The organism is Chryseobacterium sp. TQ-BC-N36, from assembly GCF_058382295.1.
The window spans coordinates 2,576,771-2,597,205 of record NZ_CM178175.1; the positions used below are offsets into that span (position 1 = coordinate 2,576,771).

The window sequence follows — 20,435 nt, forward strand, 5'->3', positions numbered from 1 at the left end:
TTTATTCTTTAAACCATCAGGCTGGATACAATTTTCATGTGTATCCAGCCTGAGATTTCTGACAAATTTATTGTCTATATTTTACAAACTTTTCAGTTTCTCTTCAAGGATCGCAATCTTATCTAAGGCATCTTTCTGTTTTTGACGCTCTACCTCTACGATTTCCGGTTTTGCATTCGCCACAAATTTTTCATTGGAAAGCTTCTTTTCCACTGAAACCAGGAATCCTTTCAGGTATTTCAGTTCTTCTTCAGTCTTAGCTTTTTCCTCTCCTAAATCTAAGTTTTCACTTAAAGGAATAGAAACTTCAGTTGCTCCTACCAGGAAGGTAAAGCTTGGCTTATCTGTTTTCTGTCCGAAGTGGATTTCAGAAACATTAGCCAGCTTTCTTACCACTGCTTCATTGGCAAACTCAGAAGCATTGGTATAAATCTCAGCAGCTTCTCTTGGTGAAATTCCTTTTGTCTGACGGTAATTTCTAACCCCTGAAATCAATTCCGCAGCAGTTTCGAAATTTTTAATAATATTTTCTTCAAACAGTCCCGCCTCTTTCTGCTGAGCAATCACCAAAGCTTCATCAATCTTCCTTTCTGAGATGGTTTGCCACAATTCTTCAGTTAAGAAAGGCATGAACGGGTGAAGCAACTTCATCAGTTCTTCAAAGAAATAGATGGTTTTGTTATATACTTCTTTTGAAACCCCTTCTCCATAGTTAGGCTTAATCGCTTCAAGATACCAACCGCAAAAATCATCCCAAATTAATTTATAGATCAAATGCAGTGCATCGGAAATTCTGAACTTCTCAAACTGATCATTGATTTCAAAGATTGTTTTGTTCAATTTATTTTCAAACCATTCAATAGCCTGGTTATCGGTAGCAGCAGCTGGTTTGTCTTCATGATTCCACATATTGATCAGACGGAAAGCATTCCAGATCTTCGTCATGAAATTTCTTCCCTGAAGCATTAAATCTTCATCAAAAAGAAGGTCATTTCCAGCTGCAGAACTCAATAGAATTCCTACACGTACACCATCAGCACCATATTTATCCATTAATTCAAGAGGATCCGGAGAGTTTCCAAGAGATTTTGACATCTTTCTTCTCTGCTTATCTCTTACAATCCCTGTAAAATATACATTCTTGAACGGTACTTCTTTTCTGTATTCCAGCCCTGCCATAATCATTCTGGCTACCCAGAAGAAAATAATATCCGGTCCGGTTACAAGATCAGAAGTAGGATAATAATAATTAATATCTTTATTTTCCGGATCCAGTAACCCGTCAAATACAGACATTGGCCACAGCCATGATGAGAACCATGTATCTAATGCATCGTCATCCTGTCTAAGGTTTTCTAATGTTAAACCTGCATTTCCAGTTTTTTGCTTCGCCAGTTCTAAAGCCTCTTCTTTGGTTTCTGCTACTACAAAATCTTCATCCCCTTCTCCATAGTAATACGCAGGAATCTGCTGTCCCCACCAAAGCTGACGCGAAATATTCCAGTCACGGATATTTTCCATCCAGTGCTTATAGGTGTTCTTAAACTTCTCCGGATAGAACTTTACTTCATCATCCATTACAACATCCAAAGCCGGCTTGGCAATTTCAGCCATTTTAAGGAACCACTGTACTGAAACTTTGGGCTCAATAACAGCCCCTGTTCTCTCAGAAGTTCCTACTTTATTTACATAATCTTCAGCCTTAAGCAAAAGATCTTTTTCTTCAAGTTCTTTAGCGATCTGTTTTCTTACTTCAAATCTGTTTTTCCCTGCATAATGTAATCCATGCTCATTAAGATTTCCATCATCGTCAAGAGCATCAATCATTTTCAGCTGATGTTTCTGTCCGATCTCGTAATCATTGATATCATGGGCAGGAGTAATTTTCAACGCTCCTGTTCCGAATTCAATATCAACATATTCATCCTCGATAATCGGGATTACTCTGTCAACAATCGGTACAATTACGTTTTTACCTTTCAGATGGGCATATCTTTCATCGTTAGGATTGATGCATACCGCTGTATCTCCAAAAATAGTTTCGGGACGTGTAGTCGCCACTGAAAGAAACTCTTCTGAACCTTCAATCTTATATTTAAGGAAATATAATTTCCCGTTTTGCTCTTTAAATATTACCTCCTCATCAGAAATATTGGTTTTCGCTTCCGGATCCCAGTTGACCATCCTGTAACCTCTGTAGATCAGCCCTTTATTATAAAGGTCTACAAAGCTTTTGATAACCTGTTGCGAAAGTTTATCTTCCATAGTGAATCTGGTTCTGTCCCAGTCACATGAACATCCTAATTTTTTGAGCTGCTCAAGAATGGTTCCGCCATATTTATTGGTCCAGTCCCAGGCATGGGTTAAAAACTCTTCACGGGTAATATCTGATTTACTGACTCCTTCAGATTTCAGTTTAGCAACAACTTTAGCTTCGGTAGCAATGGAAGCATGATCTGTTCCCGGAATCCAACAAGCATTAAATCCGCGCATTCTTGCACGGCGGACCAGAACATCCTGAAGGGTATTATTCAACATATGCCCCATGTGTAATATCCCCGTTACGTTTGGCGGAGGAATGACCACGGTATATGGTGGTTTGTCATTAGGCTCTGAGTGGAAAAATTTATTTTCCAGCCAGTAATTGTACCATTTCTGTTCTGTTTCCTGTGGATTGTACTTTTCTGAAATCTGCATAAATTCTATTTCTTTGGCTTGCAATTTGCAAAAATAGTCTAAAGAAAAAAATTTTTAAGCATGAATTAAAATAATTTTTAACTTTGTTTCACAAAATTTATCTAACAAACATATTAACATTCAAGAATATGAAAAAACTAATTGCAGGAATTGCACTATTCGGGACATTTGCTCTGGCATCTGCACAAACAATTACATTTGATAAAACAACTTTCGATTACGGAACGATCAAGCCTAATGCTGATGGTACAAGATTCTTTACAGTAACGAATTCAGGTGATAAGCCTTTGATCCTTTCAAATGTAAAGCCTTCTTGTGGATGTACGACTCCTGAATTCAGTCAGGATCCGATCATGCCGGGTAAATCTGCTAAGATTAAGGTTGGGTATAACACAGCAATCCCTGGACCTTTCAACAAAATGATTGAAGTTTTCTCTAATGACCCTGCAAACAACAGAAGTGTAATCTACATCAAAGGTAACGTAGATGCTAACGCTCCTGAGCCAAAAGTATTGACTCCTGCTGAGCAGAAAGAAGCTGCTAAAGCTGAGAAAAAAGCTGCAAAACTTGCTAAAAAGGCTGCTGCAAAGTAAGCTCTACTCAAAAAATAAAGAAACCGTCTCTATTGAGGCGGTTTTTTTATTACATTTATGTTGGATTAGGTTGCAGATGATAGGTAATAGTCTGAAGTAAATGTATTGACATTGATCAAATATATTATTTAGGTTTTGGCTGAAGCCCCGGGATTTACCTTTAAATGGATGGGCTAAAGCCCTCCCTATTGAATTTTAATATCAAAATCTTTTTAATTTTTTAATTTTTTAATTTTTTAATTTTTTAATTTTTTAATCTTAAATATATGGACACCAATTTCTCAGATGACTTCAAGATAAACGGAAAATTTTCAATAAAAAAAGCTTCAACTTCCTATAAAGGAAAGCTCACTAAAGAAGAAGGAGAGCAGATGCTGATTCAGGAGAAAGAAAAGCTCCGTGAACTGCAGGAAAAGTTATATGCCGACGGGAGCCAGTCTCTGTTGGTTGTATTACAGGCTATGGATGCCGCAGGGAAAGACAGCATGATAGAACATGTTTTCGGAGGAGTGAATCCCCAGGGATGTAATGTAACCAGTTTTAAGACACCCAGTTCCAAAGAATATTCCCATGATTTTCTATGGAGGCATTATCTGGCTCTTCCACAAAAAGGAATGATAGGAATTTTCAACCGTTCCCATTATGAAAGCGTTCTTGTATGCAAAGTGCATCCTGAATATAATCTGAGTGAAAAAACATGGTCTTCCGTAAAAGATTTCGATGCCAAATTTTGGGAAAACAGATATGAAAGCATCCGGAATTTTGAAAAACACCTTTCACAGAACGGAACCACAGTTGTAAAAATCTTTTTAAACGTATCTAAAGATGAACAGAAAAAAAGGCTCTTGGATCGAATTGATGAACAGGAAAAAAACTGGAAATTCTCTGCAGGAGATCTTCCGGAAAGAGCATTATTCGATCAGTATATGGAAGCCTATGAAACAGCTATTAACGAAACATCAAAAGAGCATGCTCCATGGTATGTTCTTCCAGCTGACAACAAGTGGTTTGCAAGAGTAGCTGCTATCCAGATCATTATTGATACGCTGGAAAAAATGAATCTTAAATACCCTATCCTTTCCGATAAAGACAGGCAGGAATTACAGGATTCCAAAAAACAATTGGAGAGCGAATAAAATTGGCTTTAAGAAGGAAGCATGAAGATGGAGATTTAAATCATTACGTTTAGAAAACTTCACTCTTCCAGCTTCTAACTTTCAGCTTTTAAAAAAAATCACGAGAAAATCTATAAGCCGGATTCTGTACTTCCGAAGAAGTGCCTGTTATTTATCTGCGTGCTACATTGCTGCAGCACTTGAGCTGATTACCCCTCGGTTTTCAGGACGAGCCGCCCCTATTTTCATTGCTGAAAAGAACCGATATACTTACCATTGCACCGCAAAGAGTTTACCTGGTTTCACTACAGCCGAACTGTACCTGCTTTCTGTTGCACTTGTCCTACCCTCACGGATGACGGATGTTATCCGCTTTGCTGCTCTGTGGTGTCCGGACTTTCCTACCTCCCGCTAAACGGGAAATCAACAGGCCGATTTTCTCGCGGAGGCAAAGGTACACAAATTTTGTGGTAAAAAGATAAAACAGCTAAACACCCCAATGGTTTTTGGTTCTGTATAAATGATCCTCATTTATAATATTTCTCTTTTACTTTTTTGCCTGTTTACTATTTTACATGATAATTTTCCCTAATTACCAGTTTATTATTATCTTCGTGCCATTATATATCTATGAATTCCAGAGAAAAAGAATTTGCGCAGCTTATTAAGGATAATCAGGGACTGATTATCAAAGTATCGCGCCTGTATACCAATTCTCTGGAAGATGAGGAGGATCTTTTCCAGGAAATCGTGTTACAGCTCTGGAGAAGTTATGATTCTTTTAAAGGAAATTCCAAAATTTCCACATGGATGTACCGTGTAGCGCTCAATACAGCCATTACCCTCTTTAGAAAAAAAAGCAAAAGCCTTCCTACAAATGAGCTGGACATCAACCACAGGGATTTTGTGGAAGATGACGATGAAAAACAGCAGCAGGTATCACTTTTGTATACTGTAATCAAGACTCTTCCCAATGTAGAAAGAGCCATTGTCATGATGTATCTTGACGATCTGCCATACAAGGATATTGCAGAAAACCTCGGAATCACTGAAGTCAATGCACGCGTGAAAATGAACAGATTAAAGAAAACCCTTAAAGAACAGATGGAAAAATATGCCTGAATTTGATTTAGACAGCTTTAAGAAAACGTGGCAGGAACAGCCTGTTCAGCCTAAATATGACAACAGTGAAATTCTTCAGATGTTGAACAGAAAGTCACGCAACTATGTGAAATATATTTTCTGGATCAGTGTTGTAGAATTACTGTTCTTTTCAGTATTGGGACTGTTCTACTTTTTCCCGGAAGAAGAGTCAGACAGTTTCCGTAAGATGCTTGAAAGATTAGGAGCTCAGGAAGCTCCCGAAGCAGAAAATAATTTCGGTCATGTTTATCTGGCTATAAAAGTCTTAAGCCTGTTAATCACAGCCTATTTTGTATTGAAATTTTATCAGAATTACCGGAAAATAAAGATCGAAGAAAACCTGAAAGGACTTATCACCAGGATCATTAAATTCAAAACCACCGTCAATGCTTTTATCCTGATCAGCATTGTATTACTTTTAATATTCACTTTTGTACTGATTGCTTTTATATTTTATATATTGAATTCCCAGAATATACAGCCCAGCGGCTCCAATCTTACCATTATTATTGTTGGAATTGCTGTAAGCACATTGCTCGCAGTCTCTATGATCTGGCTTTACTACAGACTGGTATATGGCACGATTATCAAAAAGCTTGATAAAAATCTAAAGCAGCTTAAAGAAATAGATTCTCAGGAAAATTAATATCCATAGGCATAATTCGGGATATAATTATTAATTTTATTCCACCAAATCTTAAACTATGCCCTTATCTTATGTGTATGGAACTTCTGAGGTTCCATTATTAGGACAGACCATCGGAGCTAATCTTAAAAGTACTGTCGAAAAATACCCTCATCAGGAAGCTTTAGTCTGCGTTCATCAGAATTACAGAGCTACTTACCAGGAATTTTATAATCAGACAACCGCTGTTGCAAAAGCGTTATTGTTTTTGGGAGCTAAAGCAGGTGACAGAATCGGGATCTGGTCTTCCAACCGTTATGAATGGGTACTTTTGCAGTATGCTACTGCGAGGATAGGAACTATTTTAGTGAATATCAATCCGGCGTACAGAACTCATGAATTAACTTATGTACTTAATCAATCCGAAGTTCGCTTTATTTTCTCTTCCTTAAATTTTAAAACCAGCAATTACAAAGAAATGGTTGAGTATGCAAAAGAAGTATGCCCAACCCTGGAACACGAAATATTCTTCGATGAAAACTGGGAAGATTTTGTCAATAACGGACAGGAAATTTCAGATGAAGTCCTTCACAGCTTTGAAGAGCACGTACAGTTTGATGATCCTGTTAACATCCAGTATACTTCCGGAACTACGGGTTTCCCGAAAGGCGTTACGCTTTCTCACCATAATATCCTCAATAACGGCTATTTTATAGGTATCCGATTAAAATATTCTGAAAAAGACCGTGTCTGTATTCCCGTACCTTTTTATCATTGCTTCGGCATGGTAATCGGAAATATATGCTGTACTGCTCATGGCGCCTGTATGGTCATCCCTAATGACAGTTTTGATCCGGAGATTACTTTAAAAGCCGTTTCGGAAGAGAAATGTACTTCTTTATATGGTGTACCGACTATGTTTATTGCTGAACTGGCCGTAAAAGATTTTGAAACCTATGATTTTTCAAGCTTAAGGACCGGTGTTATGGCAGGTTCTGTATGTCCTCCGGAAATCATGAAGAAAGTGGAAAGCCTGATGAATATAAAAGAAATGAGCATCTGCTACGGCATGACGGAAACATCACCTGTATCTACCCAGACTTTAATTGGAACACCGCTGGATAAACAGGTCAGCACTGTAGGAACAGCTCAGGATCATCTTGAAATAAAAATTATTGATGAAAACGGAAGAACATTAAAACGCGGGGAACATGGCGAGCTTTGCACAAGGGGATATTCTGTCATGCTGAAATACTGGAATGATCCTGTAAATACCAGGAAGGTGCTGGATGATGCCCGATGGATGCATACCGGAGATATGGCCATAATGGATAAAGACGGTTATATCACTATTTCCGGCAGAATAAAAGACCTCATCATCCGTGGCGGAGAAAATATTTCTCCAAAAGAAATTGAAGATTTCTTATACACCTATACCAATATCCTGGATGTTCAGATCATTGGAGTTCCCAGTGAAAAATTCGGGGAAGAAGTAATGGCCTGGGTGAAGGTAAGAAAAGGATTTACCATCACCGCGGAAGAACTTCAGGAATACTGCAAAGACAGAATAGCCCATTATAAAGTTCCGAAATACTGGAAATTTGTAGATGAATTCCCAATGACTATTTCCGGAAAAATAAGAAAAGTGGAGATGCGGGAGATTTCGATGCGAGAACTTGGACTTGAAAATGTAAGACAAAATTAATTTGGCAGAAAAGCTAAATTGTAAAAGGGCAAAGAGCCATTGCTTCATCTATTATAAAAAAACAAAAAGCATTTCAGATTGAAATGCTTTTTGTTTTTTTATTTTAAAGTTCTTTTCTTAACCTTGCTACCGGAATATTGAGCTGTTCACGATATTTTGCAATCGTTCTTCTTGCTATATTATATCCCTGTTCTTTCAGAATGACCACTAACGCATCATCGGTAAGCGGTTTTCTCTTATTTTCTTTATCAATCACTTCCTGAAGATGAGTTTTGATTTCTTTGGTGGAAACTTCTTCCCCATCATCATTCGTTAAGCTGTCTGAGAACAGGTCTTTAAGATATACAATACCGTTAGGTGTATCTGCATATTTACTTTTTACTACCCTTGAAATCGTAGAGATATCAAATCCTGTAATGTCAGCAACATCCTTCAAGATCATTGGTTTCAGAGATTTTTCATCTCCAGTGATGAAATAATCTTTCTGAAATTTCACAATGGCTGTAATCGTCTGCAATAAAGTATTCTGACGCTGATTAATGGCATCGATATACCATTTTGCAGCATCCAGTTTCTGCTTGATAAACAAAGCGGCTTGCTTATGCTCTGATGAATTTTTATCATGGGAATACGTTGTCAGAATGTCTTTGTATTCTTCAGAAACCCTTAAAGTAGGTGCATTTTTACTGTTCAGCATAGGGATTACCTGACCATCTTTCACCTGAATCACAAAATCCGGAATAATTTCCTGATTGATTGTAATCGTCTGTGTATCAAAATTTCCTCCCACTTTAGGAGATAGTTTTGATATTTCATCCAGTGCATCTTTCAGATCATCTTCTTCAATATCATATTTCTGAATGATCTTATTATAGTGCTTATTGGTTAAAGCTTCAAACTGATGTCTCAGGATGTTGGCAGCCAAAGAAACCGCTTTGTCAGAACTCACTTTCTTTTCAATCTGTAATAACAGACATTCCTGCAGTCCTCTTGCTCCCACTCCTGGCGGATCAAGTTTCTGAACATAATTTTCCAGGATATCCTCCACTCTTTCTTTGGTGGTATAAATTCCCTGTGAGAAAGCCAGATCATCAACAATAGATTTGATCTCTCTTCTCAGATAGCCGTCCGTATCTAAATTCCCGATAAGATATTCTGCAATCTTCAGATCTTCATCACTGATATTCACCAGATGAATCTGTTCTGTAAGATAATCATATAAGGACTGTCCTTCCGTTAAAAGACTCTCGTTATCAAATTCCTCATCATCCGGAGAGTAGTTGCTGGATGCGGTTTTATAGCTGGGTTCATCGTCATAAATATATTCATTGACGTCGAAATCTGTTTCAATGCTTTCTGTACCCTCATCCTGATAAGCGTCTTCAAGGGAAGAGTAATCATCTTCCTTAGAATCTTCTTTCGCAATTTCCAAAGCTGGGTTTTCTTCTAACTCTCTCTCCAACTCCTCTTCAAATTCAAGAGTATGAAGCTGAATAAGCTTCATCAACTGGATCTGCTGAGGGGCCAGCTTCTGTCCTAATTTGAGTTGTAAGTGTTGTTTAAGCATATTCTTTATTTGCGTTTTAACATAACATATTCTACGAATTTAATAAATTTATTTGATAAAAAACGCATTTAGCATGATTTTTGCATTACTTATCCTAACATAATAAACTATTAAAGAATAAAAAAAGCCTTAACTTCTGATTAAGGCTTTTTTTATTGTTCTAGAATTCAGCGCTTTTCGGCGTTCTAGGGAAAGGGATTACATCTCTGATATTCGTCATTCCCGTTACGAAAAGAACTAATCTTTCTAATCCTAAACCAAAGCCGGCATGCGGTACAGAACCGAATTTTCTGGTATCAAGATACCACCAAAGTTCGTGCTCATCTACGTGCATATCCGTCATTTTCTGTTTTAAAACATCTAATCTTGCTTCTCTCTCTGATCCACCGATGATTTCACCAATACCTGGGAAGAGAACATCCATGGCTGCAACGGTTTTATTGTCATCGTTAAGTTTCATGTAGAAAGCTTTGATTTCCTTTGGATAGTCAAATAATACTACCGGGCTTTCAAAGTGTTTCTCAACAAGGTATCTTTCATGCTCAGACTGAAGGTCAGTTCCCCATTTTTCAACCGGGTAAGCAAATTTTCCTTTTTTATTCTCTTTAGAATTTAATAAAATTTCAATCGCTTCTGTGTAGCTTACACGCTTGAAACGTTTTGCCACTACGTTCTGAAGCTTTTCGATAAGACCTTCTTTTGCTCTTTCTTTTTCAGGTTTTGATTTTTGTTCTTCTTCAAAACGTTTGTCTAAGAATTCAAGGTCATCTTTACAGTTATCCAATACGTACTGGATTACATACTTTAAGAAATCTTCCGCAAGGTCGATATTGTCTTCAAGATTATTGAAAGCCACTTCCGGTTCTATCATCCAGAATTCAGCAAGGTGTCTTGTCGTGTTGGAATTTTCAGCACGGAAAGTCGGTCCGAAAGTATAAATTCTTCCCAATCCCATAGCTGCAGTTTCTCCTTCCAACTGTCCGGAAACGGTAAGGTTTGTTTTTCTGCCGAAGAAATCCTGCGCAAAATCAATCTCTCCTTCTTCTGTTCTTGGCATATTGTTCAGGTCAAAGTTGGTTACCCCAAACATTTCGCCTGCCCCTTCCGCATCAGCACCTGTAATAACCGGTGTATTGATATAGAAAAACTGGTTCTGGTTAAAGAATGAATGAACAGCAAAACTTACTGCGTGACGCACTCTGAAAACTGCCCCGAAAAGGTTTGTTCTGAATCTTAAATGCGCCTGCTCACGAAGTTTTTCAAGGCTGTGTTTCTTCGGCTGAAGAATTGTACTCTGAAGTTCTTCCGTAAAGTTATCCCCTAAAATAATGATCTTTTTAGCAATAATTTCCACAGACTGTCCTGCACCCTGGCTCTCCACCACTTCACCTACTACTTTAAGGGATGAAGCTGTACTGATATTCTTGATGATCGTTTCATCAAAATTTTCGAAATCAACAACTATCTGCAAATTATTAATCGTAGAACCATCATTAAGTGCAATAAAGCGATTAGCACGGAATGATCTTACCCATCCGTAAACTGTAATGTCATGATGTAATACTTTCTTGTAATCCTTCAGGATTTCTTTGATCGTTTGCTTTTTCATTTGTTGATGATAAATTTTTTGTGTAAAAATTAATGTCTGCAAAGTTACAAAAAAACAGCGCAACTTGATGATTGCGCCGTCTTTAAAAATCATTTAACAAACATTTAAATTTTTGATTCAGGAATTTTACCTTTTCTCCTGCCTGTTCTTCTTCATTTTCAGGTTACATTTCCACTCAATATTGCCCTGAATTTCAAAATAAATCCGTATTTGACCCGGAGTGAACACCACTACGCTACCACTTTTAGAAAGAATAAAACTTTCATTTTACTCTGAGTTTTCATGGAATTAGTTTTAATGTATTGAAATGGTTATTAGTTTTTAAGCGATAACTTATGGCCAACCACCGGGTCTTACATCCATTTTTAGACTATACTATACTACTTTTAAACATTATGAAGGATTCACGGATTTTGTTTACTTGTTTCATGATTTTTTAAATGATCACTATTCTTTACATCTCTAACTTATGAACAATTGATTCATTACTACATCTTTGTTTTTTTGCGCTGATTTTATTTCTCATTTTTATCAGCCTCGTTAATAATTTTGTTACTGCAGTTCCGAATTTTATTTTTAATCAACCTATTGTTCAGAACTGATATTTTGTATTGTGCACATACAAAAAATGTTGCGTTTTTACCTTGAAGCAAAGATGCAGAAAAGAGGAGCAACGAGGCAAGTGAATGGTATATAGATTCATAAATCTATATATTTAAAATCATGAATTTATAAATACAAATAAATGAAAATCAACAAATTAAAAAAATCACTCCAGCATGTTTTCAATTTCTTTCAGATAGATAGAAAGAGGGGTTCCGGTTCGCTTTTTGAAAGCCAAAGTGAAGGCCTGTTCATTATTATATCCTAATTCTTCAGCGATAAAAGGAATTTTATAAGACCTGAATTTTTTGTCATTAGCCAATCTGTTGATGGCATAATCAATACGAAGATCATTAAGATAGGTAGCAAAGTTTTTCCCTTTATAGGTATTGATAATTTCCGACAGGTATTTTGAGTTTGTTTTTATTTTTTTGGCAAGACTTCCCAGTGTAATTCCTTTATTCAAAAACTGATCTTTGTTTTCAAATATTTCAAGCTCTTTTAAGATGGTCTGGGCTACATCTTCAGAAATGGTTCTGGATGTTCTGTCCTCAGAACCTTCTGTATTTTCTGACCCAGGAATGTCATGAAGAATTTCTCGGGCCTCAACCTCCCTGTTTTTCCCCACCTTGTTTTCGTTAACAGACAGGATAAGGTCCTGGGCAATCTTCTTATAGTTCTTCTCGGATTTTTTGTATTTAAAATAAACGTTGATAAATAATAAATGGGATATCAACAAAAGACTTAAGACAATATAAAAAAGACTTTTTCTTTTGGTAAGCTCATTGGTAATGCTTTCTTTTTCCTGCTGAAGTTCCGGAGTATCGTATCTTCTAGGAAGTTCTCTGGAAATATACCTGAACTGGGTATCGAGCACCTGATCAACTTTTAAAAAACGATCTACATAATACAGTTGTTTTTCCTTATCCCCGTTTTCTTTATAATAATCAATAAGATAAGTATATACATCTCTCAGCTCCGGATAGATATAGTTGGTTTTAAGAACCATAGAATCAATCTTCCGGAAATAGTCTACTGCTTTCTCTTTTTCGTTGAGCCCTGCATAGGATTTTCCTAAATATAAAAAAGTATAATTATGATTTCTTTTAGTTCCGTTATTGTTGGTAAAGAAATATTTTTCACACTCCAATAAGCCATCAATCGCTTTCTTATAATTTTTTGAATGTAAATAAAAGTATCCTAACAGTCCAAGGTTCTGATGATAGCGGTAGACATTCTTATTCTTTTTAGAATCCAGTAAGCCTTCCTTTATGAGGATATAGGCGGAATCCATCTTATTAATCTCTATATAAGCATCAGCCAGATTTAATTTGAGAGAATTCTTCTCATCTTCGTTCATATAATCGGCATCATATGCATAATGTCTGAGTACTTTTGCTGTCTCTGCATGCTTCCCGATATAATTATTCAGGTAAGCAATACTGATATGCGCCATAGCAATTTGCCTTTTATTTCCTTTTTCCTTAGCATATTTCAGTCCCAGGATATAATTATTTAATGCAGACTGAAGTTTATCTGTATTGAAATACAGATTTCCTTTTAAAAGATAGATTCTAGCCGGATATGTATTTTCTTTAGAGTTCTTTGTGATATTCTGTAAGCTGTCAAGATATTTTAATGCATTGGGCAGAGTCTCTTCAAAATGAAGCATAACATATCCCTCAGCAATCTGAGTGGTATTTTTTTCAGCTTTTGCCTTTTTAAGATAACTTTCTGCAATTCTTTTACTGTTCACATCTCCGATATGACTACTGTAGAATTCTTTTTCCAATTCTTTATAAGTCCGCTTTTCCGAAGTATTTTTTTCTATATTATTGGTTTGTGCATGAAAAAACAGATTTCCAATAATAAAAAACAGTATTAAACATTTTATTTTCATCATTCATCCGAGCTATACTACAAAAATATTATTTTTCTTCAGTAGACGCATCACTGCATTTGCTTTTTTCCTGTTATTATTCAATATTTTTATGAAAATCATCCATGATGATCTGCCAGCCAAAATGATATTGTTACAATATTATTTCCATTCTACTTTCCCTTCCAGATAATATACTCTTCCATTGCTCTCATACAAAAGGTCATAGCCCTGAGAGGTAAGATAAAAATGACAGACCTTCATTTCACCATTCCTTTCTTTAAACTGAAGAACTGCGGGACACATTTTTGCCTGTTCCATTTTCTTCACAATAAGATCAAAATCCTTCTGAATATTTTTTCTATTATACAGAGACAACATCCGATCATTAATAAAACGAATATATTTCAAAGATGAAAGAGGATAAGTAATTAACTTAAAAGGCTTTCCTGCCAGCTTCGCTGCATTCTCATTGAAAAAATTCGTGATCGAAATACTATCCTGTGTAATAGTTTTCACCACACTTGATTCATATCTCTGGCCATCTGCAAATTCCATGCTGTATATGGCTTCCATTTTAACGGCAAAACCTTTTCCAGATTTTCTTAAATCTTTAAGGTCCGTAAATTCTTTTCCTTTTTTAATGATAATCAAAACATTTCCTTCTCCAAAATCACAGTCATAATATTTTTTATAGTCGAAAGGCTCTTCAATATTGGTTTTCAATGTATCATTCACTGCATTTTGTGAAAAAATACGGACTGACATCATCAGTAAAAACAAGATCAATTTATAATTTTTCATGGTTTTATTATATTATGGTTACAATTATTTACTTAATTTTTTAAGATACTGATAGTGTGAAACCACAGCATTAACAATACTTTTCTCATGATAAGGAAAGCTGTTTCTGGCGGCCGCTTTTTTGATAGCCGGAGTAATAAGGGTATAAACAGTATGTGGCAGACCAGGAAACAGATGATGCGCTGCATGAGAATTGAATCCTCCGAAAATCCAGTTCGCAAACATACTGGTCGGGTGATAATCCAACGATACGGCTAACTGATGTTCGTAATAGTCATAAGGCAGATATCCTTCATCATCCGGTTCGGGAAAATCCGTTTCAAGGCTCAGATGAGAAATAATCAAAGTCAAAACAAAGAATAATGAAATCGTTAAGTGCATGATAATAAAGGATACTAGTATCGTCAGTACCGGAATAGGGGTAAAAACAGCAGGAACAACCAGCATATAAACGAAGTAAGCTAATTTCAACAGGATAACTTCAGCCACAGAGATTATTGTATGTTTCTGATTTCTGAGATTAGCCAAATCTTTTTTCCTGACATATATAAAATCCTTGATAACAATCCAGTGCAGTGTATAAAAGCAATACAGCACCGTAGCATACAAATGCTGATAAGCATGGATACTCCTTTTAGGATGATGGGCAGACAGCCTTAAAAAAATATTATCATCGATATCAGCATCACAGCCATCCACATTAGGAAATACATGATGAGACGCTATATGTCTTTTTCTCCACAACCTCGCATTCACTCCCTGCAGATTAAATGTAATGTAGTAAATGATCCTGTTGAGTTTTTTATACTTTGAAAAGGTATTATGAACGCAATCATGGGCGCAGTTAAAAGCGAGCAATATTCCGGCAAGCCCTAAAGCAATATAATTCAAGGTTACCAGCCAGTTCTTATCTTCTATAAACGGATTAAAAAGATTGGTATATAAAAACAAGAAGGTCAGAGAATACAATAAGAATTTGATGATCATCAATCTTTCTGCCTTTTTAGTGATTTCATCTGTCAGTAATATATTGACCTCTTCACGTAATTCCGAATAGAAAGGAGAGGTTGCTTTTTTAAATCTGATTTTTGGTTTCATAATTATTGTGTTAATTATTTAAAAAACAAGGTTAATTCCTATACCGTAGCGAAATCCTTTAGTGGGAAATACCCTCTTAAACTGTAGTAATTCTTATCACCATCAGTAAGTTTTGTTCCTATTGAGAGAAATGCCTTATTATCCATTGAAGTTCCCTCAATTCTCGTACTGAGAAGAAAGACCAGCCATTCTTTCTCTTTGATTTCTTCAAACTGGGCTTTCAGAAAGCCACAAAGAAATATGGTAATGATTGCAACAAACTTTCTCATAGTTCCTTATTTGTTTTCTGTTTTTTAAAATTCCAGTTGATGAGAGGAAGCTTTCTCTTTCCATTCTCATTCCACATCCCGATTTGTACTCCTCTGAAATTCTCACATTTATTATACAATCCGATCTGAACTCCTCTACACTTTTGGCCAATATTGGCAAAAGGTGCTACAGAAACTCCTTTTATCTCATGGTGCAGATTAAAAAACGGAGAAACAGAGATCCCGTTCGTGATAGCATAGGTATTGACATTACTGGAAATATTGATTTCCAAACCATTGGTTAATGTAGGCTCCATATTGATGATGGATAATTGCAGCCCGTTAATCGTATTCATTTTCTTACGGGGAACAATTACATAATCACTAAGATTCCAATTACCCGGCTGGAGGGTGACAAGCATCAGTGGTGGAAGGAAAATCCCTATAAAATTAAATCCCATTCCTAATCCGTTTACTTTCTTAGGCTTAAAATGGTCTTCCTCATCAAAATATTTAAATAAAATCCCGTTGACATTCCGAACATGCTTTGAGGGCGAAGCTGCAATTAATCTTGGCTTCAAAGAATCTACCTTCAGACTGTCTGATGCGTATATCAGACTATGGACTAAAAAAACTGCTATTACTAAAATCCGTGTTTTCATAACTCATTATTTTAAAATTACAGTTCAAAATTATCGGCAGAAATCAAGGTTCCGAATGTGAAAAAAAATAAAAAAAAATATACTGTTTGCGAAAATCACAAAAAGTATAAATAATGACAATGATTTTTTTTTCACATCATGGTGCCGGAAGCGGGAAGAAGGAGGCTGGAAGTGATTTTCAGTAATCAATATTAATAATCATTACAATATCAAATTGTCTTAAATTGTTAGTAATTCTTTCGCCACTCAATAATTCCCTGCTCCCAGCTTCAGGCTTCCAGCCTTCAAAGCAGAAAATCAAAAACTCTTTCCTCAAAAAATACTACATTTGTGAAAATCACAAAACCATGCACCAGGAAGCTCTACTGAAGGAAATCCGGAGAAAAATAGGAGAAAAATCTTTAAATGATGAGATCGCCAACATCCTTAATATCAGCTATGATGCGGCCCACAGAAGAACTTCTATGAAAGCGAAGTTCAGTTTTGAGGAAGCCCTGGAACTTGCCAGATATTATCAGATCTCACTGGATCAGTTTCTGGGAACAGAAAATCAATTAGTAGTCAAGAGAACACAGCCTGTAAAAACTACCGAGGACCTTTTAAATTATTTTGAAAACTCTTTGAAAATTCTGAATGTTTTCCAGAATATCACCCATTCTCAGGTATTTTATTCGGCAAAAGACATCCCTTTTTTCTATACCATTTCAGATTCTATTTTGTCCCGTTTCAAGTTTTACGTCTGGATGAATTTACTGAACCAGGATAAGTTCTTAAGTCCGTTTCATGAATTTACGATGAAATACCATTCTGTAAAAAATGAAATGCTGAAAGATCTTTATGACAAACAAAATGTAACCGAAATCTGGAATGACACTACTATTATGAGCGCCCTAAGACAGATTTCGTTTTATTATGAAATGGGATTACTGAAGAAAAATGATGCAGAACTTATCCTTGATGATCTGAGGAAATTATTGGAAGGACTTGAAATAAAAACACTGGAAAAAACTAATTTCCAGATATATGTAAATGATTTAGTAATTTTAAACAACAGTATTTTATTCAAAAATGAAGAACAGTGTTCCTTTTTTGTTCCTTTCAGCATGTTCGGATATATGATGACCAATGATAAAATCACCTGTGAAGATTCTCTGAGCTATTTTGAACATCAGATCAAAAACTCAAAATCATTAAATGAATCCGGAAACCGTGAAAGGAAAATATTTTTTAATAAGATGTATGAACAGATTGAACAGTTAAAACAGAATTTATTATGAACAGTCTTCGTAAAGGCGAATATTTCGGAGAAACCAATCAAATGATCAACCTGGAAGGATTGACCATTACCGATACGGAATATACCCATCCTTATGTAGACTGGCATTATCATGAAAACGCTTATTTTACCTTCCTGCTTCAGGGTAATATGACGGAAGGAAACCGGAAAGAAACCTATGACTGTTCTGCCGGAACATTATTATATCATCATTGGGAAGATCCACACTATAATATTAAACCGGATATCTTTACAAGAGGCTTTCACATTGAAATCACCCAGGATTGGCTTGATCGGTTTGATATTCAGAAAAATAAAGCTGAGGGAAGCTTTAGCATAAAAAATCCAGCCTTAAAGTTATTGGTTTATCAGCTATTCAAAGAAACCAAAATGAATAACAACTCTTTGGAAGCCAACGTCAATCAGCTGTTATTACATCTTTTCGGCGAACTGACCTGCGAAAAGGAAAACAAAGAAAGAAAACCTGTATGGGTAGGTCAGATCAATGAAATTCTGCATGAAAGTATTACCGAAAAACTTACCCTTAGCGGAATTTCCAAGACTCTGAACATCCACCCTGTTCATTTAAGCAGAGATTTTCATAAATATTTCCATTGCAATCTGGGGGAATACCTCCGGAAAATAAAAGTCAGCCAATCCATGAAACTTCTCAACACCCCTTCTTCTTTAACAGATATTGCTTTGGAATGCGGTTTTGCGGATCAGAGTCATTTTACCAGATGTTTTAAAGAAAACATAGGAATCACTCCTTTGAAATACAGGAATCTTCTGAGAAACCATTAAAATCTTCCCAGGCAAAGTCACCATTCACGATTTGGATACATCATTCCCCGATTCGGCTACATTTTCCCATCTGTAAGTTTTCATCTTTGTACCATCATTTAAACAAAAAAATATTTAAAAATGGAAACAAAAAAAGTATGGTTCGTGACAGGAGCTTCAAAAGGCTTAGGATTCGAGTTGGTAAAAAAATTACTGTCCGAAGGATTTCAGGTTGCTGCTACAAGCCGTACCGTTGAATCCCTGATCGCTACAATCGGAGAAACTTCAGAAAACTTCCTTCCTCTCAGCGTCAATATTACAGATAACAACGATATCAAATCTGCTATTGCCAAAACAGTAGACTATTTCGGACAGATCGATGTGATTGTTAACAATGCCGGGTACGGACAGATCGGAACGCTTGAGGAACTTACCGATGAAGAAGCCAGAGAAAATTATGCTGTGAATGTCTTCGGAACATTAAATGTAATCAGAAATGCAATGCCATATCTTCGTGAGCAGAGATCAGGAAACATCTTCAACATTTCATCGGTCGGCGGATATTCAGGAAACTTTCCGGGTTGGGGGATTTACTGTTCCACAAAATTTGCCGTTGCAGGATTTACAGAAGCACTGGCTGAAGAAGTAAAAGACTTCGGTGTTCATGCTACCGTTGTTTATCCCGGATATTTCCGTACAGATTTCTTAAATAAAGATTCTGTAAAAACCCCTGCCAATCCTATCCAGGCTTATGAAGCAGCAAGAACTTCAGAGCAGGCTCATCTTAATGAGATCAATGGAAACCAGCCGAATGATCCCGCAAAAGCAGCTGATGTTCTGATTCAGATCAGTAAGGAGAAAAATCCTCCGGTACATTTATTATTGGGTGTAGGAACGATGGAATTTCTGAACAATAAGATTGATATTTTAAAGAAAGATGCTGAGAAATGGGAAAATCTGACGGTTTCAACCGCAATCTAACTTTACGATGATATCCTTCGGCTCTGTTTTGATTAAGCAGAGCCGAAGACTTTCATACATAATGCATTAACCTTTTTACAAAAACAACTAAATTAGCTATATGAAACAGCCTGTTCGTTTTAATTCTATTTCAGATTTTCATGCTTTCTGCGGACTTCCGAATCCTGAGCATCCGCTGATCAGCCTGATAGATTACAGCAAGGTCCGCTATGTTGTGGAAAATGAAGAACTGAAATGGATTCAGAATTTTTACTCTATTGGTCTGAAAAAAAACGTCAGTCCGAAATTCAATTACGGACAGCAGCAGTATGATTTCGATTCGGGAGTGCTTTGTTTTGTATCTCCACAGCAGTATTTAAGCCTGGAGATTGATCCGGATGTTGAAGTTGAACCCACCGGTTACTTACTGTTGATCCATCCTGATTTTCTGTGGAATACCTCGTTGACAAAGAAAATAAAATCCTACGACTTCTTCAGTTATCAGGTGAAGGAAGCCCTTTTTCTTTCAGATAAAGAAGAGATCGTCATTGTTGATATCCTCAAAAATATCGAACGGGAATACATGGCTAATATCGATAAATTCACGCAGGATCTGATTGTTGCCCAGATTGAATTATTGTTGATTTATTCGGACCGCTTTTATGAAAGACAGTTTTTTACCCGAAAAAAATCGAGTCATGAACTGCTGTATAAATTTGAAGACATTCTCTCCCAATACTTTGAAAACGGAAATCTTCTTGAAAACGGTATTCCATCAGTGAAATGTATCGCCGAGGAGATGAATATTTCGCCTAATTATCTTGGGACACTGCTTCGTCTTCATACCCAGCAAAACACGCAGCAGCATATTCAGAATAAATTAATAGATCTTGCTAAAGAACGTCTGAGCACAACGGGTCTGTCTGTGAGTGAAATTGCTTATGAGCTGGGATTTGAGCATCCGCAGTCTTTCAGTAAACTTTTTAAACAAAAAACGAATCAGTCACCAGGAGAATTCAGGAAGCTTTTCAATTAACTATCATTTTGAAGTGTATTATCCATAGTAAT

Annotated in this window: 17 protein-coding genes and 1 other RNA gene; 9 read left to right on the forward strand and 9 right to left on the reverse strand. The window is 36.4% G+C overall.

What is annotated here, in order from left to right; translation table 11 throughout:
• Nucleotides 1-81: 81 nt before the first annotated feature.
• The gene (locus AC3FI7_RS11480) at nucleotides 82-2,697 is read right to left on the reverse strand and encodes a valine--tRNA ligase (RefSeq protein WP_491462056.1); all 2,616 of its coding nucleotides are present in this window, start codon (nucleotides 2,695-2,697) and stop codon (nucleotides 82-84) included.
• A 128-nt stretch (nucleotides 2,698-2,825) separates the two neighbouring features.
• Here AC3FI7_RS11480 and AC3FI7_RS11485 point away from each other — a divergent pair, with 128 nt between their 5' ends.
• A complete protein-coding gene (locus tag AC3FI7_RS11485) occupies nucleotides 2,826-3,290 on the forward strand; it encodes a DUF1573 domain-containing protein (RefSeq protein ID WP_002977002.1) in 465 nt (154 codons plus the stop codon).
• Between the two features lie 266 nt (nucleotides 3,291-3,556).
• Entirely contained in the window at nucleotides 3,557-4,426 is an 870-nt protein-coding gene (locus AC3FI7_RS11490; protein ID WP_142724899.1) for a polyphosphate kinase 2 family protein, read from the forward strand.
• A 97-nt stretch (nucleotides 4,427-4,523) separates the two neighbouring features.
• Here the strand turns inward: AC3FI7_RS11490 and rnpB are convergent.
• Nucleotides 4,524-4,848, reverse strand: an RNA gene (rnpB, locus tag AC3FI7_RS11495) — RNase P RNA component class A.
• Nucleotides 4,849-5,035: 187 nt separating this feature from the next.
• Here rnpB and AC3FI7_RS11500 point away from each other — a divergent pair.
• Genes AC3FI7_RS11500 through AC3FI7_RS11510 form a run of 3 tightly spaced genes read left to right on the forward strand, consistent with a single transcriptional unit; the run spans nucleotide 5,036 to nucleotide 7,878 of the window.
• The gene (locus AC3FI7_RS11500) at nucleotides 5,036-5,527 is read left to right on the forward strand and encodes an RNA polymerase sigma factor (protein WP_142724900.1); all 492 of its coding nucleotides are present in this window, start codon (nucleotides 5,036-5,038) and stop codon (nucleotides 5,525-5,527) included.
• A complete protein-coding gene (locus AC3FI7_RS11505; RefSeq protein WP_343659529.1) occupies nucleotides 5,520-6,194 on the forward strand; it encodes a DUF8845 family protein in 675 nt (224 codons plus the stop codon). The genes AC3FI7_RS11500 and AC3FI7_RS11505 overlap by 8 nt, the downstream gene beginning before the upstream one ends.
• Before the next feature lie 58 nt (nucleotides 6,195-6,252).
• On the forward strand, nucleotides 6,253-7,878 hold the full coding sequence (locus AC3FI7_RS11510) for an AMP-binding protein (RefSeq protein WP_491462057.1): 1,626 nt from the start codon (nucleotides 6,253-6,255) through the stop codon (nucleotides 7,876-7,878).
• A gap of 103 nt (nucleotides 7,879-7,981) precedes the next feature.
• On the opposite strand, the gene rpoN is transcribed toward AC3FI7_RS11510, so the two are convergent.
• From rpoN to AC3FI7_RS11545, 7 genes are all read right to left on the reverse strand, one after another.
• Nucleotides 7,982-9,445, reverse strand: a complete 1,464-nt coding sequence (rpoN, locus tag AC3FI7_RS11515) for an RNA polymerase factor sigma-54 (RefSeq protein WP_002976989.1) — start codon at nucleotides 9,443-9,445, stop codon at nucleotides 7,982-7,984.
• Nucleotides 9,446-9,605: 160 nt separating this feature from the next.
• Entirely contained in the window at nucleotides 9,606-11,054 is a 1,449-nt protein-coding gene (gene asnS / locus AC3FI7_RS11520; protein ID WP_142724903.1) for an asparagine--tRNA ligase, read from the reverse strand.
• 769 nt (nucleotides 11,055-11,823) lie between these two features.
• Entirely contained in the window at nucleotides 11,824-13,560 is a 1,737-nt protein-coding gene (locus AC3FI7_RS11525) for a helix-turn-helix domain-containing protein (RefSeq protein ID WP_142724904.1), read from the reverse strand.
• A 138-nt stretch (nucleotides 13,561-13,698) separates the two neighbouring features.
• Nucleotides 13,699-14,340, reverse strand: a complete 642-nt coding sequence (locus AC3FI7_RS11530; RefSeq protein WP_142724905.1) for a hypothetical protein — start codon at nucleotides 14,338-14,340, stop codon at nucleotides 13,699-13,701.
• A gap of 24 nt (nucleotides 14,341-14,364) precedes the next feature.
• A complete protein-coding gene (locus tag AC3FI7_RS11535; RefSeq protein WP_142724906.1) occupies nucleotides 14,365-15,438 on the reverse strand; it encodes a fatty acid desaturase family protein in 1,074 nt (357 codons plus the stop codon).
• A gap of 38 nt (nucleotides 15,439-15,476) precedes the next feature.
• A complete protein-coding gene (locus AC3FI7_RS11540; protein ID WP_142724907.1) occupies nucleotides 15,477-15,707 on the reverse strand; it encodes a hypothetical protein in 231 nt (76 codons plus the stop codon).
• Nucleotides 15,704-16,348: an LA_2272 family surface repeat-containing protein gene (locus AC3FI7_RS11545; protein WP_142724908.1), complete on the reverse strand. Its 645-nt coding sequence runs from the start codon at nucleotides 16,346-16,348 to the stop codon at nucleotides 15,704-15,706. Before AC3FI7_RS11545 ends, AC3FI7_RS11540 begins: the two co-directional genes overlap by 4 nt.
• A gap of 224 nt (nucleotides 16,349-16,572) precedes the next feature.
• Here AC3FI7_RS11545 and AC3FI7_RS11550 point away from each other — a divergent pair, with 224 nt between their 5' ends.
• From AC3FI7_RS11550 to AC3FI7_RS11565, 4 genes are all read left to right on the forward strand, one after another.
• A complete protein-coding gene (locus AC3FI7_RS11550; RefSeq protein WP_343659537.1) occupies nucleotides 16,573-17,625 on the forward strand; it encodes a helix-turn-helix domain-containing protein in 1,053 nt (350 codons plus the stop codon).
• Complete coding sequence (locus AC3FI7_RS11555; protein WP_491462058.1) at nucleotides 17,622-18,428, forward strand: AraC family transcriptional regulator; 807 nt, start codon at nucleotides 17,622-17,624, stop codon at nucleotides 18,426-18,428. The genes AC3FI7_RS11550 and AC3FI7_RS11555 overlap by 4 nt, the downstream gene beginning before the upstream one ends.
• A gap of 120 nt (nucleotides 18,429-18,548) precedes the next feature.
• A complete protein-coding gene (locus AC3FI7_RS11560) occupies nucleotides 18,549-19,388 on the forward strand; it encodes an SDR family NAD(P)-dependent oxidoreductase (protein ID WP_491462059.1) in 840 nt (279 codons plus the stop codon).
• 100 nt (nucleotides 19,389-19,488) lie between these two features.
• Nucleotides 19,489-20,403, forward strand: coding sequence for a helix-turn-helix domain-containing protein (locus AC3FI7_RS11565; RefSeq protein WP_142724911.1), 915 nt, complete (start codon nucleotides 19,489-19,491; stop codon nucleotides 20,401-20,403).
• Nucleotides 20,404-20,435 lie beyond the last annotated feature (32 nt).